This is a genomic window from Bacteroides sp. GD17 (genome assembly GCF_038448625.1).
GTDB lineage: Bacteria > Bacteroidota > Bacteroidia > Bacteroidales > Bacteroidaceae > Bacteroides.
In genome coordinates this window covers 430,896-452,665 of sequence record NZ_JBCEZS010000005.1, presented here as the reverse complement: position 1 = coordinate 452,665, position 21,770 = coordinate 430,896, and the positions used below count along the sequence as shown (strand labels likewise).

The following is a 21,770-nucleotide window of genomic DNA, read 5'->3' as shown; positions in this document are numbered from 1 at the left end:
ATTATCTGATGTTTATCTTAATTGCAGTTCTGCGAAGACTTTGATTATTTCGTACATTGGTATGAAAACACAAGAGGTTGATATTAAGCCGAATATGAAAATATTCATGCATTCTGATTCTGAGATGCTTGATGAGGTAATGGTTGTTGCTTATGGTACGGCAAAGAAATCAGCTTTTACGGGTTCGGCTTCTGTGATAAAGTCTGAGACACTGGAAAAGCGTCAGGTTTCAAATTTATCAAATGCTCTTTCCGGTACGGTATCAGGAGTACAGACTCAAAGCACCAATGGTCAGCCGGGTACGAGTGCAACTGTCCGTATTCGTGGTATCGGATCTATGTATGCCAGCAATAATCCATTATATGTGGTAGATGGCATTCCTTATGAAGGAGATATTTCGGCAGTTAACTCGCAGGATATTGAATCTATGACTGTATTGAAAGATGCTGCAGCGGCAGCGTTGTATGGTGCGCGTGGTGCCAACGGTGTTATTCTGGTTACTACAAAGAAAGGTAAGAGTGGCGATACACAGATTTCTTTGGATGCCCGTTGGGGAACCAACTCCCGTTTGGTGAAGAATTATGATGTTTTGCAGAATGCGAATACTTATATGGAAACGGCTTATTCCGCTTTGTATAATGGCTATTTGTATAATAGTAAATATACGGCAGAACGGGCTTATCAATTGGCCAATACAGACTTAATCCCTGGCTTAGGATACCAAGTTTATACCATACCTGAAGGGCAGTATCTTATTGGTCGGAATGGGAAACTGAATCCTTATGCAACTTTGGGATATAGTGACGGCGACTATTATTATACACCCGATAACTGGTCGGATGAAATGTTCCAGAGCAATTTGCGTCAGGAATATAATCTTAGCGTTTCTGGAGGTTCGGATAAATTAAGCTATTATCTCTCTGCCAGCTATTTGAATGATGAAGGTATTATTGAGAATTCAGGTTTCGAACGTATCTCTACTCGTTTGAATGTAGATTATCAAGCTAAAAAATGGTTGAAACTTGGAGTGAATCTTAGCTACTCGAATGTAACAAGCCGTTCTCCGGGTGATCAGGATACGGATGCTGCTACTTCTTCCGGTAATGCGTTTTATGTAAGTAATTTCATGGCACCAATTTATCCGATGTATGTACGTAATGCCGATGGAAAAATTGTATATGACGCAAATACTGGTTATCGGGTATATGACTATGGTGATGGTAAGAGTACAAATTATACTCGTAACTTCATGAGTATGTCCAACCCTATGAGTGGCTTCCTCTATGATACGGAAAAGTATTTAATGGATATTTTGAATGGAAAATGGTATGCCAAGATTGACATTATCGATGGTTTGTCATTGACTGCTTCATTGGGCTTGCATATTGATAACACACGTCAACATAGTGTGGGCAACAAATACTATGGTCAGTCTGCTTCCTACGGCGGTTCTGTTATGCAGTATTCTTCGCGTGTCTATTCTCTTGACCAACAATATCTGTTGAATTACAAAAAAACATTCGGCAATCATAATTTGGATATTTTGGCTGGTTATGAAAGTATGGACTTCAACACTGAGAGCCACTATATTTTAGGATATAACATGTATAGTGACAAGAACTGGACTGCATCTAATGTTATTGACCGTAAAAATGGTTCCGGTAGCTATAATGAATATGCCACAGTCGGTATCATTACACGTGCCAGCTATGATTTTAACGAAAAATACTATGGAAGCTTCTCTTATCGCCGTGATGCTTCTTCGCGTTTCCATCCGGATAACCGCTGGGGTAACTTCTGGAGTGTAAGTGCTGCGTGGGATATGGCTAAAGAAAGTTTCATTTCTCAATATGATTGGATTAACATGTTGAAACTGAAAGCTTCTTTCGGTCAGCAAGGTAATGATAATCTGCTTTATCAGGGATATGCTAACTATTATCCTTATCAAGATCAATATACCGTAAGCGGTTCTGACGGCGTATTTTCCGACGGTGTGCTTTTCTATAAAGGGAATAAGGATATCACATGGGAAACTTCCAATTCTTTCAATGCAGGTGTAGACTTTGCTCTTCTGCGAGGACGCATTAACGGTACCATTGAGTATTTTAATCGTCAAACGGAAGACATGTTATATTACAAACCGGTTGCTATGTCTAATGGTTATACACAGATTCCTATGAATATCGGTTCCGTTCGTAACTCAGGTCTTGAAATCGAATTGAATTATACACCGATTGAAACCAACGATCTGAAATGGATCATCAACTGGAATGGGACAATCGTGAAGAATAAGATTCTTGAATTGCATCCTGACTTGAAGGGGGAGATGATTAGTGGTTCTTATATTTATCGCGAAGGAGAATCACTCTATCAATTCTATTTGACAAAATATGCAGGAGTAGACTCTGATAGTGGTGAAGCACAGTACTGGGCAAAGGGTGATGACGGTGTAGAATACAAGACTTGGGACTGGTCTGCTGCCTACAATACCAACAGACAGGCTTCCGGAGATTTGCTGCCTACTATTTATGGTGGTGTCGGCACTACATTGGAGTTCCGTGGTTTTGATTTCTCAATCCAGTGTGCTTATCAGTTAGGAGGTACAATTTACGACAGCGGTTATCAGTCTCTAATGCACGGTGGCAATTCCGGTGATTTGGGGCATAACTGGCATAAAGATATTCTGAATGCATGGACGCCGGAAAATACGAAAAGTAATATCCCGCGTGTCGATGCAATTGATAAGTATACTAATTCTACGTCAGACCGTTGGTTGACAAGTTCCGATTACTTTGCTATCAATAACATTACACTGGGATATACATTACCTAAGAGATGGCTGAGAAATCTGGGCATTGGCAGTCTGCGCGTTTATGGTGCTGCTGACAATGTGGCCCTTTTCTCCGCCCGCAGAGGACTTGACCCGCGTATGAGCTACACTACGGCTTCTACGGATAGATATACACCTATACGTACTATTTCCGGTGGTTTGAAAGTGACATTCTGATAATAGTTCAATAATAAAAATAGAAAGAATATGAAGAAATTATATAAAATAACACCGTATGTTATGTTCGGTTTGATGGTAGCCGGATGTACAGATTTGGATACGGAACCGCTAAGTTCAACCATTACAGCCGACCAGAAAGAAGATGTTGTTGAGGCTGATCCGTCTAAATTGGAGGCCAGCGTAGCAGCCATTGCAGCCAACTTTACTCAATATGCCAAGAACTATCCTGAGGATACAGAGACGCATAACGATATAGGTTATCCGACTATAATGTTGGCAACCGATTCAAGGGGAACGGACATGCTCGCTGACGATGTTGGCTATAATTGGTATAGAACTTCCATGACTTATAATGACTGCTTGAATACGAGTATAGCTACTGTTGAGTTCTGGGGTACGCTTTATAATCAGATTTTTACGGCAAATGCTGTTATCGGTACCGTAGATAATGCAACAGAAGATCCTACATTGCAGTTCTATCTGGCACAAGCGTTGGCTATTCGTGCATTTGATTATTTCACATTGGTACAGTTATATCAGTTCAACTACAAGGGGCATGAAGATGCTCCGGGTATGCCAATCATCACGGCAGAGAATGCAGAAGAGGTAGCAACTAACGGTTGTGCTCGTTCTACAGTTCAGGAAACTTATGATTTCATCTTGGGTGACCTTAATAAAGCCATTGAGTTGCTGAGCAGTACTTCAATGACTCGTGAAGACAAGCGTTATGTCAGCCTTGATGTGGTTTATGGTATCCGTGCACGTGTTTATTTGACAATGCATAAGTATGCTGAAGCATTGAAAGATGCAGAAGCCGCATTGTCTCATACTGCTGCTGTTCCATATAGCCGCACTGCAGTGAGCAAGCCGACATTTATTGATATTGAAGATAAATCATGGATGTGGGGTATCTTGATCACTGAAAAAGATCGGGTAAGTACTACCGGTATTTGCAACTTCCCATCACACATGGGTTCCCTGAATTATGGTTATGCTTCAGTAGGGGGATGGCGTAGAATCAGTCCTAAACTGTATGAACAGATCCCTGCAAGTGATGTCCGCAAGGGGTGGTTCCTGAACGGTGAAGGCGTGTCTGCTAATTTGCCAGCTGCGGCCCAGACATATATTACCGGGAAAAAGGCACCTGCCTATACACAAGTGAAGTATGGAGTGCTGAATGATCAATGGGGAACTGACAACAATGCTACGGATGTAATATTGATGCGTGTTGAGGAGATGTACCTTATCAAGGCAGAGGCTCAGGCCATGAGTGGCAATGTTAGTGGCGGTGTATCTACTCTTAACTCTTTTGTCACTGCGTATCGTGATCCGTCTTATAAGTGTACTGCTACTGCAGCAGAGGCGGTGCAGGAAGCTGTTTGGCAACAACGTCGTCTTGAATTCTGGGGAGAAGGTATGGCATATTTCGATATCATGCGTTTGAATAAAGGCATTAACCGTTTAGGATGTGGTTTTCCGAAAACTGCCGTATTCAATATTGCAGCAGGTGATCCGGTTCAGATTTACAGTATTCCCAATAAGGAAGTACAATATAATCCGTTATTGGAAAACAATCCGTTGGTTTCAGCACCGGCGCCAATACCTGATGTAGAATAAAGAATAAGTTAACTATTAAAAATACGGAATATGAAATATATAAATAAGATACTTAGCCTGTTTGTCATCGTATTGATAGCAACATCTTGCGATCCTGATGCAGAAAGTTATACTCCGGCTGAACTGGAAGACAGTAATCAGGGAATCTGTTTTGTGGGTAATCATACTCAAACGGTGGAAGTGGAGCCGGGAATAACTTCTTTTGATGTGACCCTTACACGTGTATTGGCAGATGTTGCCGGCACTGCTGATGTTACAGTGGTTAATAATGAGGGAAATGTATTTGTGTGCCCTTCTACAGTATCATTTGCTGCCGGAGAAAAGACTGCAAAATTGACAGTTGAAGTTCCGTCGGCTGCCGTGGGGGTCACTTATAATTTACAATTGGCTCTGAGTGGGGATAATGTTAGCAAATATTCTTCCGGTTACCATGAGATTTCAGTGAATTTTGCTATTCTAAAGTGGGAGTCTATCGGTACCGGATATTATTTGGATGGTACAGTTTCTAATTTTTTCGGTGTAGATCCGGCTCTTCCTTTGGCTGTGGAACTTGAAAAGACTACGACTGCTACCAGTACCCGTTTCCGCTTTGACAGTCCGTTTGCCAAGGTGGCTACTGCACAAGATGAGGTTGGAGGTTTCAACGGTTATCCTTTTAATGAGGAAGGTGACGTTATTCCCGGTAAATATGTCTTCATTATTGATGTAACCAAAGAAGGTGCTTCCTTGAAGCCGGTTCAATATGGTATGGACTGGGGGTATGGCATGTTTAGCGGTGGTTCTATCTATGGTAACGTGTCTACCAATATAAGCTCTTATCCTTTGGGCATTTATAATGAAAAGGCTGGTAGCATTACCTTCCCTGCCAATTCGCTGTACGTAAGTATGGCTGCTTATAAGGATGGCGCTGCATCTCCTTGTGGTACTCCGTCTTATTTGTACCTGAGTGCGGAAGCATATCTCAACTCTTTGGAGGCTGAATAATTTAAAGAAATGTGCAAAATAGTAATAATAAAAGCCGGTTCACAAATGGACCGGCTTTTTAGGGATATTTCTTAAATAGTTGCTATAATGATTATCCATATAAAACAATAATGGTATATAATTTATTTAAGCAAATTCATTAACCATATCTCAAAGAATTTATCATATACTCTATATTCTCCCAGTTCACAAGTGACAAAATCCTTATCCAACAATCCTTTTATTGCCCCTTGCACTGAACTTGCAGTCAATTTATAAGTTCTTAGGAATTTGGAGGAGGTGATCTCTTTCGCTTTTTCCTCTTTACAAATAGCCATCAAAACCTCTTTTTGTTTGGGAGGAAGCTGATAAAGAAGAGAAGAATATGTGAAGTTCAACTGAGATAAAATGTTCTCGATTGCAACATCTACTTTGTCTACTGTACATGTCTCATTTGCAGCCGTCATCGTATATAATGAATTTGCTACAAATTGAATATACCACGTAACACCTTCAAAATACTTATATACTTTATGAACCGTTTCTTCTGTAATATTTTTCTTGCTCGCTAAAAAATGCTTCTTAATAAACTCTGTATATATTTGCATATCAATAGGATGTAATTCCATGACAGCCGTGCTTTGATAAAAAGGGCGTGCAGGACTTGTGAATATTTCCCCCATCATATGACGTTGAGAGCCTGCATAAATGAATTTTGCATTTGTACAATGCTGAATGTGAGTTCGTAGCATGGCCTCAACATTCTTCTCCGGATATTTAGCTATAACTTGAAACTCATCAATAGAAACCAGACAAGGTTTGTCAGCTTGTGCCAGATAATAAAATATCTCATCCAATGTTATGCCAGGAGTTTTTATATCTCCCATTTCTAAATTCCAACTCGGGCTTCCTGCAAAATCAAATGATATACTAGTTCGGAGAGATGACAAACAACTCAGAAACAGATCCCATGCTTTCCTACCTTGCGATTTCAAGCCATTTAAGATACCTTTGCCAAGTTCAAAAACAAATTCCTGCAGGTTTTTAGTTGCATATATATCAATCAAGAATGTATAATATTTATCCTTTATGCACTTTTGATGAAAACAGTGTTCTATCAAACCGGTTTTGCCCAAACGACGTGGAGATATCAATGCTACATTATTCCCATTTACAACATAGCGAGTTAACATTTCGGTTTCAGCTATGCGATCACAAAAATATTCGGCAGAAACATAGCCATTAGTAATAAAAGGGTTGATTTTTTCCATAACACAAACGTTTTATACAAAGATAATTATAATTTTATTATAATAAGACTATGATTATAGTTTTTTTTATCAACTCTGAAGTATAATACAAATATAAAAAGATGTACAATTCTTTACAAATTGTTTTTCTTATTATTCCAATCATATTTTTCAAATTAAAAAAAAAGTTCTATCTATCTAAATCTCTATTTTTGACAAATACCACCTTTCAAAATCAATCAGTATATTGTAAAGTAGCAAAATGAAACAGAATACAATGTTAAATAAATGATTATTAGCGGGTTAAATTATTATGGTGATAGAAAATTGATATCACTATTTTTTTTCATCCCTTATTATATGTCATCTATTAAGCATATATATTATTCATTCCAAGTTCTAAACAAATCGTAACTATCTTATTATCAATAATATACCTGTCATTCAGTTCTGCGAAGACTTTGATTATTTCGTACATTGGTATGCAGACTCAAGAAGTGGCAATTAAGTCCAGTATGAAGGTAGTAATGAGAAGCAATGCGGAAGCTTTGGATGAAGTTGTCGTAGTGGCTTATGGTACTGCGAAAAAAGAATCATTAACGGGATCTATCTCAGTAGTTGACAACAAAAAGATAGAAAAGCGCATCACTACCAGTGTGACAGGTGCCCTTGAAGGTTCCGCTCCAGGCGTACAGGTAAACAATACCTATGGTGAACCGGGAAAAGCACCTTCCATTCGTATTCGTGGTTTCGGAACATTGGTCTCCGGTGCTGCTGAACCTTTGTATGTGGTGGACGGAGTTCCCTTTGATGGAAACATGGCCGAACTGAACTCTAACGATATTGAAAGCATGTCTATCTTGAAAGATGCCGCTTCGGCTGCATTGTATGGTAATCGTGCGGCTAACGGTGTGGTTCTCATCACTACCAAAAGCGGACGTAATACGACCAAGCCCAGCGTCACACTGCAAGTAAATCAAGGTGTATATAATAGAGGTATTCCCGAATATGAGCGTCTGGGTGCAGACCGCTGGATGGAAACTTCTTGGATGGCCAAGAAGAATGCCATGATGAGCAATACCGGAATGTCAGAGAGTGATGCTGCAGCTTATGCTACAAGCCACCTTATCACCGAATCGATCGGTCGCAACATTTATAATGCTGCTGATGACAAATTATTTGATAGCAACGGGAAATTAATTGCTACCCGTCTGGCCGGTTATGACGACCTTGACTGGGAAGATGCCATCGAGCGTAACGGTTATCGTCAAGAATACAATTTGTCGGCTGCCGCATCCGGACAGAAATATACTGTATATTCTTCCGTAGGCTACCTGAATGAAAAAGGATATGTGAAAACTACCGGTTATGAACGTTTCTCAGGCCGTATTAATACGACTTATACACCTAATAAGTGGTTCAAAGGCGGTATCAACCTTACCGGGTCTTGGACTAAACGCAATTATAATGACAATGCAAATGGCACTTATTATGCCAATCCCTTCTACGTAGCCCGTTATATGGCACCGGTATATCCTCTTTATATGCATAATGCTGATGGTACTTACCAACTGGATGAGAACGGAGATAAAATATACGATACCACTTCTCCTTACCTGGGTAACCGTAATATTGCTTATGAAATGCTGTTCGACAAACAAGAAAGTGTTCGTAATGTATTAGGTGGACAAGCTTTTGCTACTATCTCACTGCCCTACGGATTGTCACTGACCATGAAAGGCGATCTTAATAACAGTACATCAAACAATAAGAAATATGATAATCCGGAAATTGGTGATGGTGCTACGAATAATGGTCGTCTGACGAGTTATGCTTATCAGTACAGAACTGTGACTTTGCAAGAAATCTTGAACTGGAACTATCAGTTCAGTGGTGTGCACAATATAGAGGCTATGGTGGCTCACGAAAACTATAGCTGGGAGCGCAAATATACTGCCGGCATGAACACTGGTATGGCAGTGGACGGTAACCTCACAATGGGTAACTTCCTCAATAACTCTTATTATACCGGTAGTGATGATGAAGATAAAACAGAGTCTTATCTGGCACGTCTGAAATATAATTATGATGACCGTTATTTCTTGGAGGGTTCGTTCCGTCGTGACGGTTCTTCACGCTTCAACAAAGATAACCGCTGGGGTAATTTCTATTCAGTAGGAGCCAGTTGGAACATGAAACGAGAATCTTTCCTACAGGATATAGATTGGGTAAATGCTCTGAAATTGCGCGCTTCTTATGGAGAGGTGGGCAATAATATGGGGGTTAGCCTATATGGTCACATGGCTCTTTACACCATCGATAAAAATGGTGGCGAACCCGCTTTGCTGAAACAGTCGCTTTCCGCACCAGATATTAAATGGGAAACTACCCAGACTGTAGACGTTGCTGTGGAAGGCAGGCTGTTTGACCGCCTGAATTTCCAGATTGGTTATTTCGACAAGCGTTCTAAAGACTTGCTGTTCGAGGTTCGTCTGCCATTGTCAGCTGGCTCTTATCCGTGGGTAGATGTCGATAATGGAGCACCGATGAACTTAACTCAATATAAGAATATCGGTACCATCTCTAACCGCGGTTGGGAAATTTCTCTTAATGCAGATCTTATCAATACTAATGACTGGAGATGGAACCTCGGTGTAGACGCTACATTCTTGAAAAACAAAATCGTGAAACTACCCGACGGTAAAGATATTCTGCATGGAATGCAGAACTATTCCGAAGGACATTCCATCTATGAATTCTATACTTATCATTTTGAGGGTGTAGACCAGATGACTGGTACTTCTCTTTATACACTGGACCCGGATAAGAAAGCTTCTGCAGCTGAAGCCGGCGCATTGACTACCATCAACGGCGTTGATTACACTACTGCGACTTCTTATGGCAAGCGTGACTGGGCAGGAAGTGTGCTTCCTACGGTATATGGCTCCATTAACTCTGCACTCTCATGGAGAAATTGGGATTTGAACCTGTTGTTCACCTATTCATTAGGAGGCAAGACTTATGATGGCTCTTATGCCAGCCTGATGGGAGTTTCAGAATCGGGCGCAGCCGGTAGTGCTTATCATAAAGACATTCTGGATTCATGGAAGGAAGTTCCTGTAGGAATGACAGAAACATCTGCCAATCGCATTGACCCTAATGGAACACCTCGTGCCGACTTCAATAAGTCATCTGATTTAAATGCTACCAGCGACCGTTGGTTGACAAGCGCTTCTTATTTGGTATTCAAGAACCTGAACCTCTCTTACAGTTTTCCTAAGAGCTGGCTGAAAAACGTAGGCTTAGAAGGCGTTTCTCTGAATGCAGGTATTGAGAACCTCTTAACGCTGACTGCACGCAAAGGTCTTAATCCGCAATATTCGTTCAACGGAGGTTCGGATAATACGTATGTAACAGCCCGGGTATATAACTTCGGTCTGACTGTAAAATTCTAAAGGTATAACCATATAATTCATATTAGAAATGAAGAAATTTATCAATAAATTGTTCACCGGTAGCCTGTTGGCAGGTATGATGTTGGTGTCTTCTTGTGCCGGTGACTATCTGGATACAGCACCTACTGATTCAACCGGAGCATCCGATGCCGTAGGTACTACAGCTAATGCCATGAAAGCATTGAACGGTATTGCCAAAATCATGACTACACAACAATATTATTTCGGCCAAGGATTTGCTGGCGAAAACAATATCATGGCTCATTATGAGAATTATCCGAGCGAGAACTACCTCTATAATCTTTATGCATCCGGATGGACACCTATTCATAACCAAGAGTTTCATTCGCGTACAAATTCTATTTATGATGCGTACGCATGGTACTATTATTACACGATTGTGGGAAATGCGAACACCATCTTAGCCAATATAGACAATGCCGAAGGAACTGAGGCAGAGATAGCTTTCATCAAAGCTTCGGCTCTCACCTTCCGCGCTTATGCTTTTGAGAAGTTGGTACACTATTACTGCTGGCGTTGGCAAGATTCCAGCAATGGAGCCTCACAAGGTATCGTGCTTCGACTGGACGAATCTACCGGTGGGCAAGGTTACGCTACATTAGCGGAGACCTATTCGCAAATCTATAAAGACCTCGATGATGCCATTACGCTATATGAGCAAAGCGGGAAAGATCGTGATGCCGCTCAAGTCTGGATGCCGAATATTAATGTAGCCCATGCAGTTTATGCACGTGCTGCTCTCACAAAGCAGGACTACTCTAAGGCTTTGTCCGAAGCTAAATTGGCTCGCCAGAACTATCCTCTTATGACCAATGCCGAATATCAATCCGGCTTCTGCAATCCTACAAGTGAATGGATTTTTGGTTGTTTCGGCGGTTCACAAGAAAATAACTGGTATTGGAGTTATGGTGTCCAATTTGCTTGCAACGGATATTATGCAAGTACTCAACAGACTGGTGCGGGTGCTATAGGCCGTGAACTCATTAACCGCATTCCAAATAATGATGCCCGCAAGGCGTTGTTCTTGACCGAAGATAAATTCCCCAGTTACAATTACAATGATGGCTCGGCAATGGATATGACTTATGGCATTTTGGGAATGGGTGACAAACCAGAAGCAGATGATCTTTGGGATGATGCTGCTGCTTATTGTAAGAAGATGGCAGTTAGCGGACTTGAAGCACCCTACCAAGCTGGTTATATGTACTTGGGCGGACAGTTGAAGTTCTATGTCTTCGACACTCCGGGAGTAAGTTACCTGCCTTTCATCCGTTCATCTGAAATGGTGTTGATAGAAGCAGAAGCCAACTACTTCCTTAACAACGAAACAGGTGCTCAGACTGCTTTGGTAGAATTGAACGCTACCTCCGGACGTAATCCTGAATATACTTGTACTAAGACTGGTGATGCTCTTTGGAATGAAATCATGGACTATCGTGAGCTGGAACTTTGGGGCGAAGGTTTTGCTTGGAGTGACTACAAGAGATGGAATCGTCCTGTTGTACGTAAAGGCTTTACTGAAGGGGGAAATGCCCATATCTCTATTGCAAAAACAATCCCGGCTGATGGTGCCAACAAATGGACTTGGGACGTACCTTTGAATGAAACGGATTATAATGATGAGTTGAATCTCGCAGGAAAATAATTCTTTCGGGATTATAAATAAAGTATTTCAGTGGAGGGAAGATGTCGTAAGACTTTCCCTCCACTGTTGTTTATCACCAGAAATCTCAATTTGGAATGATATTGTTGTAACGGCTATTTTCAAATCGGACATATTAAGAATCTGTTGCTAATAGGCCTTTTTATAGAAACCGTAACTTGTATAGCCTCTACAGTAACAGTTTATTCTTTTGTTCATAACTGACTTGATATAATAGATTCTTATTCATAATCGTTTCTTAGATATATTACAATATACACAAAATCTTACAATGCGAATTGGGAAAAAACAAAAAAACTTTCGATTGCCAATTGAAAGTTTAATAAAATCAGTTCATTGAGAATGTAAATCAGATAAACTCCTCCTATTAAGTAAATGCCAATATAAATATTTACAAGAATTATCTTTCTCATTACTCCAATTACGTTTTCTGAATTAGAAATAGAGCTATACCTGTTCAAATCTTCATTTTTGACAAACACTATCTTTTAAAATTAATTAGTATATTATAAAGTAGTAAAACGGGATAAAATCCAATGCTAAACAAATGATTATTAGCATGTTAATTTATAATACTGATAGAAATACGATATCACTAAAATTTTGCATCCCTTATTATATGCTATCTATTAAGCATATACATTATTCATTCCAAGTTCTGATATATTTTTCAAAGTCATGATTATCAACAATATACTCATTTTACAGTTCTGCGAAGACTTTGATTATTTCGTATATTGGTATGCAGACGCAAGAGGTGGCAATTAAACCCAGTATGAAGGTTATCATGAAGTCTGATTCTGAGGTACTTGATGAAGTGATGGTTGTAGCATACGGTACAGCTAAGAAGTCTTCATTTACCGGTTCGGCTTCTACTATTGATAGCAAGAAACTGGAACTTCGTCCTATTACGAACGTAACAAAAGGGTTGGAAGGACAGTCGACAGGTGTGTTGACTACTTCTGGTTCTGGACAGCCGGGTGAGGCTGCATCTGTAGTAATCCGCGGTTATGGTTCTATCAATGCATCTAAGAGTCCTTTGTATGTTGTGGATGGTATTCCTTATGATGGTTCTTTGAGCTCTATCAACCCGTCTGATATCGAAACCATGACTGTTTTGAAAGATGCTTCTGCAGGTGCTCTTTACGGTGCCCGTGGTGCTAATGGTGTTGTGATGATTACTACTAAGAAGGGTAAAGAAGGTAAGACTCAGGTGAATTGGCGTTCTACTGTAGGCTGGTCTTCACGTGCCATTAAAGAGTATGATATGGCTGATCCAAAAGAATTTGTTCAGTTGACTTATGAAGCATTGCGCAATGGTTATGTATTTAATAATGGCTATTCGTGGGGGGATGCAGAAGCTGCTGCCAGAGGACGCCTTGGTGCAACATTGGGTGGTGAGCTTTATAATCCTTTCAAAAATTATACTTGGGATGCTATGATCAATCCTCAAACAGGTATGGTTCAAGCTGATGCTCAAGCTGTATGGAATGAAAAGTGGCTGGATGCTGTACAGAGAGACAATGCCTTCCGCCATGAACACCAGTTATCTTTAACCGGAGGTAATGAGAAGACTAAATATATGTTCTCTTTAGGATACCTGAATGAAGACGGTATTTTGGAGTCTACTTCTTTCCAGCGTTATAGTGCACGTGCTAATATTAGTTCTACTGTTACAGACTGGTTTACTGCGAATTTAAATACATCATTGGCTCATTCTTTGCAAAATTTCAGTGATTATGATGGGTCTTCTGTTTCTAACGTGTGGTATTCCGCACAGTTTGTTTCTCCGCTGTTCCCGATGTATGTAAAGGATGCCGCAGGAAAAAATGTTTTGGGTGAGGAGGGCAAACCGCAGTTGGATTATGGTGACATGAACAAGCGTCCGGGTAGTTATAATGATTTTAATCCATTGGGTGGTTTGCTTGATGATAAGTCTGATTTAAAGAATGATGTTGCAAGCTTACGTACGGCAATGACGTTTGGATCTGATAATGATAGTTTTGGCGCGTTTAAGGGCTTGAAGCTATCTTTTAATTTTGGTGTAGACTATCGTAACCAATTGCAGAAGAGGTATATGAATATGTATCATGGCAACCAGGCCACTGCCGGTGGTTTATTGATGAAGTACAATACTCGTATGCAAAGTTATACTTTCAACCAGTTGTTAACTTGGAATCGTTCTTTCAATCTGCACAATTTTGATGTATTGGCAGGTCATGAGTTTTATGCTTATAAATATGAGTATATGAGTGCAGGTAAGACTAACTTGGTTGATGGTATCCTTGAATTGCGTCCGGGTACTACTCTTTACAATGCAGACTCCTATACTAATAACTATAGAATTGAATCTTGGTTGGGACGTTTCAACTATAACTATGATGAAAAGTACTACTTCTCTGCTTCTTTGCGTACAGATGGTTCTTCTCGTTTTTACAAAGACAATCGTTGGGGTACATTCTGGTCAATCGGAGGTAATTGGCGTATTTCTAAAGAAGCTTTTATGGAGGATGTTTCTTGGGTGAATAATCTTTCTCTGAAAGTTAGTTATGGCGAACAAGGTAATGATAATATATTGAATAGCCTTGGGTATAGTGATTATTATCTGTGGCAGAGTCTTTACAGTTTGGATTGGGCTAATTCCAATCAGATTGGTGGTATGATTTCCTCTTTAGAGAATAGAGATGTATCTTGGGAAAAGAATGCTAATCTTAATATTGGTATAGAGGCTTCTTTATTTGATAGCCGCCTGTCTATCAACGCAGAATATTATAACAAGAAGACTTCTGATATGTTGCTGAACTATCCGATGGCTACTTCTACCGGTTTTAATGGTTATAATGCTAATGTTGGCGATATGCGCAATAGCGGTTTTGAATTTGAAATAAAAGGTACTCCTGTCAAGACTAATAATTTTACATGGGAATTGACATGGATGGGGTCTACCGTGAAGAATAAAGTTCTGAAACTTACAGCTGAAAGTCCCGAAATTGTAAGTGGTATTTATAGTATCAAAGAAGGTAATCCTCTTTATACATTCTATATGGCAAAATCTGCTGGTGTCGATCCTGCAACAGGTGCTCAACTCTATTGGATTTATGATAAGGATGATAATGGTAATATAACCAATGAACGCATTAGTAGTGACTATGCAAAGGCTGCTAATAGCAAATATTATTTAGGAAGCCGTATCCCTGATTTGTATGGTAGTATCGGCACAAATCTTTCATGGAAAGGTATTGATCTTTCTATCTTGACTACATACTCTGTCGGTGGTAAGGTATATGATGGTTTGTATGCTGGTACCATGAACAATATGTATTATAATACGAACTGGAACAAACATGCGATGCGTCGTTGGCAAAAACCGGGTGATGTTACTGATGTTCCCCGTATTGAAGTTGCTGGGAAAAATACAACAAACGATCGTTTCTTGGTTGATGCTTCTTATTTTTCTATCAAGAATGTTACATTGGGATATACTTTGCCTAAGTCATGGATGAATAGAGCAAAATTGAATTCTGTTCGCGTGTTTGGTTCTGTTGATAACTTGGCATTGTTTACTCACTTGCAAGGCATGGATCCGCAGTACAACTTTACTGGTCAGACAGATTATTCTTATACACCTAACAAGACTTGGTCTTTAGGTTTTGAAATTAATTTCTAACCCCTAAATTGATTATAAATAATGAAAGCAATATTGAAATATATGTTTGTCGGACTGCTGTCTTGTGGAACGTTCGTATCTTGTACGGAAGATTCTCTAGAGACTGCACCAACCGACTCTATGTCCGGTACAGGGCTGTTGGGCAATGCTAGTGCTGCATTGGTTCCTTTGAATGGTATTTATCGTTCTATGTATACTGCGTGGTCACCAACAGATAACACTCATCAAAGTTTTGGCATTTCGGCTTATAACATTATGGCCGATGTTATGGGTGAAGACTTCATTATGGCAGCTTCTGGTAGTGGCTGGTTTTGGTACGATTGTCTTTATGATGTGAAAGCTCTCTATGCTAGAACGTCATGGCGTTCTTATGATTTGTGGAATGCATATTATACATGGGTGTCCAATGCTAACTATATCATCAATGCAGAAGAAACTATGACAGGTGCTGAAGCTGATGTAAAATATGTCATCGGTCAGGCTTATGCTATTCGTGCTTATTCTTACTTTATGTTGGCGCAGACTTTTGCACGTACTTATAAAGGACATGAGAATGAACCGTGTTGCCCTATCTATACGGAGCCTACTGTTGCAGGTACTGAAGGTCAACCACGTTCAACGGTAGGAGCTGTGTATGATCAGATTGTTTTAGATATAAACAAAGCGATAGAGATGCTGGAAGGTACTAAACAAAAGCATATTAGCCATATTGGCTATGCTGTTGCATTAGGATTGCAAGCTCGTATCGCATTGGTGATGGAAGATTGGGCTACAGCTAAGAGTGCGGCGCATACTGCAATAGCAGCCAGTGAATGTGAAGTACTTCCGGTTAGCAGTTTTAAAGGCCTGAATGATGTCTCTGCCAAGAATGTAATGTGGGGTGCAGATATCATTGCCGACCAATCAGGTATGTATGCAAGCTTATTCTCTCACATGGATGCTGATGCCGGTAAATATGGTGCTTCGGCTTTGAAGCAGATCAATAAAGAACTGTATGCCAAGATGGGAGGCTCAGACGCTCGTAAAGCATGGTGGGATCCGACTTATCCGGAAAATGAGAATGGTGGTTATCAACAAGAAAAATTCAAGTTTTCTGATATTCAGACTTGGATGGGAGACTACATTTGGATGCGTGTGGAAGAGATGTATTTGACAGCCGCAGAGGCTGAATGCCGTTTAGGTGGTGCAGAAGAAGTTAATGCTATTAAAGATTTAATGGCAGTGATGTCGATGCGCGATCCTAACTATAAATGTACCAAGACCGGCACAGAGTTAGGTCGGTTGACAAGTGATGAAACCGGCTCATTGTTGGAGGAAATTATTACTCAACGTCGTATTGAACTGTGGGGAGAATTTGGCCGTATTTATGATATCCGTCGCTTGAAACAAGGTTTCCGTCGTACCACTGCTATGGGATGGCCTGAAGATGCTTTGTTGGGAAATCGTCCTACTGATGATTCAGAGTGCTATATGTGGGTACTGACTATTCCACAGACTGAGTTTGATGGAAATGTGAATATGGATCCTGTAACCGATCAGAATCCAACCGGTGATTATTAAAAACTAAAATATTTGCAAACATTAAAGTGAATTATTATGAGATATTTAAATAAAATCCTCGTATCCCTGTCGCTTTTGGCAACTATGTTGCTCACAGGATGTAATACAGATCAGGAGGGACCGGTTTATAAAGAAAGTGCAGAAGGGCTGGGATTCTCTTCATCTGCTTTGACCAGCCAAGTTGTTACGCTTGGAACTCCTACATTTACAGTTGATTTATATCGTGTTAAGGCTGGCGAGGCGTTGAGTGGAAGTGTTTCCATCTTTGCTTATAAGTTGGCTGCTGATAAAAAGACCAAAATACCTCAAGAAGGCTATACCGTCAGCGGCTTTAGTTTTGCAGCAGATGCTACTATGACAAGTGTTACAGTGGATGCTACTCCACTTTCTGTAGGCGATAATGTTACTATTGAACTGACGGTGGCAACAGAAAATGTAGCATTGGGAGGTAGTAATGTAGCCACTATGGCTGTTACGAAAGATTATAGTTGGAAATCTATTGGTACGGGTATTTGGCGAGACGGCGTGATCAGTTCGATCTTTGATGTTCCTGCCGGAGTGACTTGGGAGGTAGAAGTGGAAGAAGCTGAAGAACTTTCGGGTATGTATCGTGTGACTAATCCTTATGGATATGGAAAATGCCCGTGGGTAGAGGAAGCTGAAGTCACAGTTGATCCTTGCTACGTCAAAATTGATGCCAGTGATCCTACTGAGGTTTATTTAGCTAATCAGGGCTTGGGCTTTGCTTGGGACTATGGTGAATTCATGCTCGGTTCAGTTTTGAATGTTGGCTATCCGGGAGTTTATGGAACCAAGAATGGTAAAGAGATAGACTTTGGTACTTTGTTTGTTGCTATGGGTGGTGATATCTATTCTATAACTGCCGGTGGTGGATTAACTTTGCCTTAAAGATAAGTAAGTATATATAATTAAAAGAAGAGGCTGAACTCAGGTTTTCTCCGGTGAATAGGAGAGATGCTTTTGAGTTCAGTCTTTTCTTTTTGTATTTTGGTTGCAGAATAGGTATGGAAGGTTACTTACAAGGTGAATCTTTCTGAATAATTAAAAACAATATCCGAAGGATTTCTACGAAAATCCTTATATTTGTCGCCACTAATAGATAAGAAATAATACATATATATAATAAGGTATAGTAAATGAAAGAATTTGTAATTTCCGAAGTGCAGGCAGAAACAGCAGTATTGGTAGGTCTCATCACTAAAACGCAGGATGAGCGAAAGACGAACGAATACCTGGACGAGCTGGCATTCTTGGCTGAGACAGCCGGGGCGGAAGTAGTGAAGCGGTTTACCCAAAAGCTGGATGCAGCGCATTCCGTGACCTACGTAGGTAAGGGTAAACTGGAAGAAATCAAAGAATACATCCGGAACGAAGAGGAAGCCGAACGCGAAATCGGCATGGTGATTTTTGATGATGAACTCTCCGCTAAGCAGATACGTAATATAGAAGCTGAACTCAAAATCAAGATACTGGACCGTACGTCCCTGATTCTCGATATCTTTGCCATGCGCGCCCAGACAGCCAATGCCAAAACACAGGTAGAGCTGGCGCAGTATAAGTACATGCTCCCCCGTCTGCAACGTTTGTGGACTCACTTGGAACGTCAGGGTGGTGGCTCCGGTGCCGGAGGTGGAAAAGGTTCCGTGGGACTTCGTGGTCCGGGTGAAACACAGTTGGAAATGGACCGCCGTATCATCCTGAACCGTATGTCTTTGCTGAAGGAACGCCTTGCCGAGATTGACAAGCAGAAGTCTACCCAGCGCAAGAACCGCGGCCGCATGATTCGTGTGGCACTGGTGGGATATACCAATGTGGGTAAATCCACCTTGATGACCTTGCTCTCGAAGAGTGAAGTCTTTGCAGAGAACAAGCTGTTTGCCACGCTGGATACGACGGTACGTAAGGTGATTATCGAGAACCTGCCGTTCCTGCTTTCCGATACGGTAGGATTCATCCGTAAGTTACCGACAGACCTGGTAGATTCCTTCAAATCTACCCTCGATGAAGTGCGCGAAGCAGATTTACTGCTGCATATCGTAGACATCTCCCATCCCGATTTTGAAGAACAGATAGAAGTTGTGAACAAGACATTGGCGGATATCGGTGCAGCCGGTAAGCCGATGATTCTTGTATTCAATAAAATAGACGCTTACACCTACGTGGAGAAAGCGGCTGACGACCTTACCCCCAGAACCAAGGAAAACTTAACACTCGAAGAACTGATGAAGACGTGGATGGCAAAGATGGAGGATAACTGCCTCTTTATCTCTGCCCGCGAGAGAATCAACATAGAGGAACTGAAGAGTGTAGTTTACGCACGTGTAAAGGAACTGCACGTACAGAAGTACCCTTATAACGATTTTCTTTATCAGACTTACGAAGATAGTGAGGAATAACTTTCACCACATGTGCAATCTTTGTGGTGAATAAAACCGATAAGGATTATGATTTACAGAAAACTGACCGAAGACGAAGTACTCCGGTTGAAAAGCCAGTCGTGTCTGGCAGATGATTGGGGGAAAGTAACCGTTGCAGAAGAGTTCTCGACGGAGTTTGTGCATCACACCCGCTTTTCGGGAGAGGTGCGTTTGGGGGTGTTCCATTCAGAGTTTACCTTGCCGGGAGGAATCCGCAAGCATTCCGGCCTGCGGCATGTGACGCTGCACAATGTGACGGTGGGCGACAACTGCTGCATTGAAAACATCCAGAACTATATTGCCAATTACGAAATCGGGCATGACACGTTTATCGAGAACGTAGATATCATGCTGGTAGATGGCGTGTCGAAGTTCGGCAACGGCGTGGAAGTATCGGTTCTGAACGAAACCGGTGGACGCGAGGTACTTATCAACGATAAGCTGTCGGCACACCAGGCCTATATCCTGGCTCTTTATCGCCATCGTCCGGAACTGATTGCGCGGATGAAGGAAATCACAGACTTTTATTCCAATAAGCATGCTTCTGCGGTGGGAACCATCGGCAACCATGTGATGATACTCAATACGGGTTCCATCAAGAATGTACGCATCGGCGATTATTGCCGCATTTGCGGAACCTGCCGCTTGTACAACGGAAGCATTAACAGCAATGAAGTGGCACCGGTACAGATCGGTCACGGAGTAATCTGCGACGACTTTATTATCTCTTCCGGTTCGCATGTCGATGACGGAGCGATGTTGAGCCGCTGCTTCGTGGGCCAGGCATGCAAGCTGGGACATAATTATTCCGCTTCGGATTCGTTGTTCTTCAGTAACTGCCAGGGCGAGAACGGTGAAGCATGCGCCATCTTTGCCGGACCGTATACGGTGACGCATCATAAATCTACGCTGCTGATTGCCGGTATGTTCTCGTTCATGAATGCTGGTTCGGGTTCCAATCAGAGCAATCACATGTATAAGCTGGGCCCTATCCATCAGGGAACTTTGGAGCGTGGTGCCAAGACCACTTCCGATTCATACATCCTGTGGCCTGCCAGGGTGGGGGCGTTCTCTCTGGTGATGGGACGTCACGTCAACCATTCCGATACATCGAACCTGCCGTTCTCCTATCTGATAGAACAGAACAACACGACTTACCTCGTGCCGGGCGTCAACCTGCGCAGCGTAGGTACCATCCGCGATGCACAGAAGTGGCCCAAGCGCGATGGGCGTACCGATACAAAGAAACTCGATTATATTAACTATAACCTCCTCAGTCCCTACACTGTGCAAAAGATGTTCAAGGGGCGGGAGACTTTGCAGAACCTGCGCCATGCCAGTGGTGAGCTTTCTGATATTTACTCCTTCCATAGTGCTAAGATACGCAACTCTGCGTTGGTGAAAGGCATCCGTTTCTACGAAATAGCGATCCATAAATTCCTCGGAAACTCCGTTATCAAGCGTCTGGAAGGCGTCGACTTCCGCTCGAATGAAGAGATACGTGCCCGCCTGAAGCCCGATACCACCGTAGGCAGCGGCGAGTGGGTGGATATCTCCGGACTGATTGCCCCGAAGAGCGAGATTGATGCACTGATAGACGGCATTGAATCGGGCACGGTAAACCGCCTGAAGTATATCAATGCCGAATTCGAGAAGATGCACAACAATTATTATACCTACGAATGGACGTGGGCCTACGATATGTTGGAAGAATTCTACGGTATCAACCCCGAAAGCATTACGGCCGAAGACATCATCCACATCGTAGAGAAGTGGAAAGAAGCCGTCGTTGGCCTCGACCGCATGGTGTACGAGGATGCCAAGAAGGAATTCTCACTGGCTTCCATGACGGGCTTCGGTGCCGACGGTTCGCGTCTTGAAAAGGAGATGGACTTTGAACAGGTGCGCGGCGACTTCGAGAGCAATCCTTTTGTAACGGCTGTGCTGAAGCATATCGAGGACAAGACGGCGCTGGGCGATGAACTGATAGCGCGGATGCAGCGGGTGTTGGCTTAAAATCCGCGTTTATCCGCTTCATCCGTGTAGTCCGCGTATCTATCCATCATTTTCACTCTAATTAAAGAAATATTTCAATAATAGTTTTTACCTTTGTAGTCACGATTAAC

General features: G+C 41.6%; 10 protein-coding genes and 1 pseudogene. 10 read left to right on the top strand and 1 reads right to left on the bottom strand.

The annotated features are described in order from the left end of the window. From AAE250_RS10785 to AAE250_RS10775, 3 genes are all read left to right on the top strand, one after another. A partial coding sequence (locus AAE250_RS10785) for a SusC/RagA family TonB-linked outer membrane protein (RefSeq protein WP_342288886.1) occupies positions 1-3,007 on the top strand: 3,007 nt, incomplete at its 5' end. Positions 3,008-3,037: 30 nt separating this feature from the next. After that, positions 3,038-4,627: a RagB/SusD family nutrient uptake outer membrane protein gene (locus tag AAE250_RS10780; RefSeq protein WP_294595761.1), complete on the top strand. Its 1,590-nt coding sequence runs from the start codon at positions 3,038-3,040 to the stop codon at positions 4,625-4,627. Between the two features lie 30 nt (positions 4,628-4,657). Then, on the top strand, positions 4,658-5,611 hold the full coding sequence (locus tag AAE250_RS10775) for a hypothetical protein (RefSeq protein WP_294595759.1): 954 nt from the start codon (positions 4,658-4,660) through the stop codon (positions 5,609-5,611). A gap of 122 nt (positions 5,612-5,733) precedes the next feature. Here the strand turns inward: AAE250_RS10775 and AAE250_RS10770 are convergent, their stop codons facing one another. Further along, positions 5,734-6,861 (bottom strand): AAA family ATPase, encoded by a 1,128-nt coding sequence (locus AAE250_RS10770; RefSeq protein ID WP_294595757.1) that lies wholly within the window; start codon positions 6,859-6,861, stop codon positions 5,734-5,736. A gap of 425 nt (positions 6,862-7,286) precedes the next feature. On the opposite strand from AAE250_RS10770, the pseudogene AAE250_RS10765 reads away from it, so the two are divergent. The 7 genes and pseudogenes from AAE250_RS10765 to AAE250_RS10735 all read left to right on the top strand — a co-directional run. After that, positions 7,287-10,295, top strand: a pseudogene (locus tag AAE250_RS10765) (SusC/RagA family TonB-linked outer membrane protein); the annotation flags it as partial. 28 nt (positions 10,296-10,323) lie between these two features. After that, positions 10,324-11,961 carry a RagB/SusD family nutrient uptake outer membrane protein gene (locus tag AAE250_RS10760; RefSeq protein WP_294595765.1) on the top strand — a complete coding sequence of 546 codons (1,638 nt, stop codon included), beginning with the start codon at positions 10,324-10,326 and terminating at the stop codon, positions 11,959-11,961. Between the two features lie 739 nt (positions 11,962-12,700). Next, positions 12,701-15,646 carry a SusC/RagA family TonB-linked outer membrane protein gene (locus AAE250_RS10755; protein WP_342288885.1) on the top strand — a complete coding sequence of 982 codons (2,946 nt, stop codon included), beginning with the start codon at positions 12,701-12,703 and terminating at the stop codon, positions 15,644-15,646. Between the two features lie 21 nt (positions 15,647-15,667). Next, positions 15,668-17,206 (top strand): RagB/SusD family nutrient uptake outer membrane protein, encoded by a 1,539-nt coding sequence (locus tag AAE250_RS10750; protein ID WP_294595779.1) that lies wholly within the window; start codon positions 15,668-15,670, stop codon positions 17,204-17,206. A 36-nt stretch (positions 17,207-17,242) separates the two neighbouring features. Beyond that, positions 17,243-18,115 (top strand): hypothetical protein, encoded by an 873-nt coding sequence (locus tag AAE250_RS10745; protein ID WP_294595780.1) that lies wholly within the window; start codon positions 17,243-17,245, stop codon positions 18,113-18,115. Between the two features lie 248 nt (positions 18,116-18,363). Then, on the top strand, positions 18,364-19,623 hold the full coding sequence (gene hflX, locus AAE250_RS10740; protein ID WP_294595781.1) for a GTPase HflX: 1,260 nt from the start codon (positions 18,364-18,366) through the stop codon (positions 19,621-19,623). Positions 19,624-19,671: 48 nt separating this feature from the next. After that, positions 19,672-21,660: a DUF4954 family protein gene (locus AAE250_RS10735; protein WP_294595783.1), complete on the top strand. Its 1,989-nt coding sequence runs from the start codon at positions 19,672-19,674 to the stop codon at positions 21,658-21,660. Positions 21,661-21,770 lie beyond the last annotated feature (110 nt).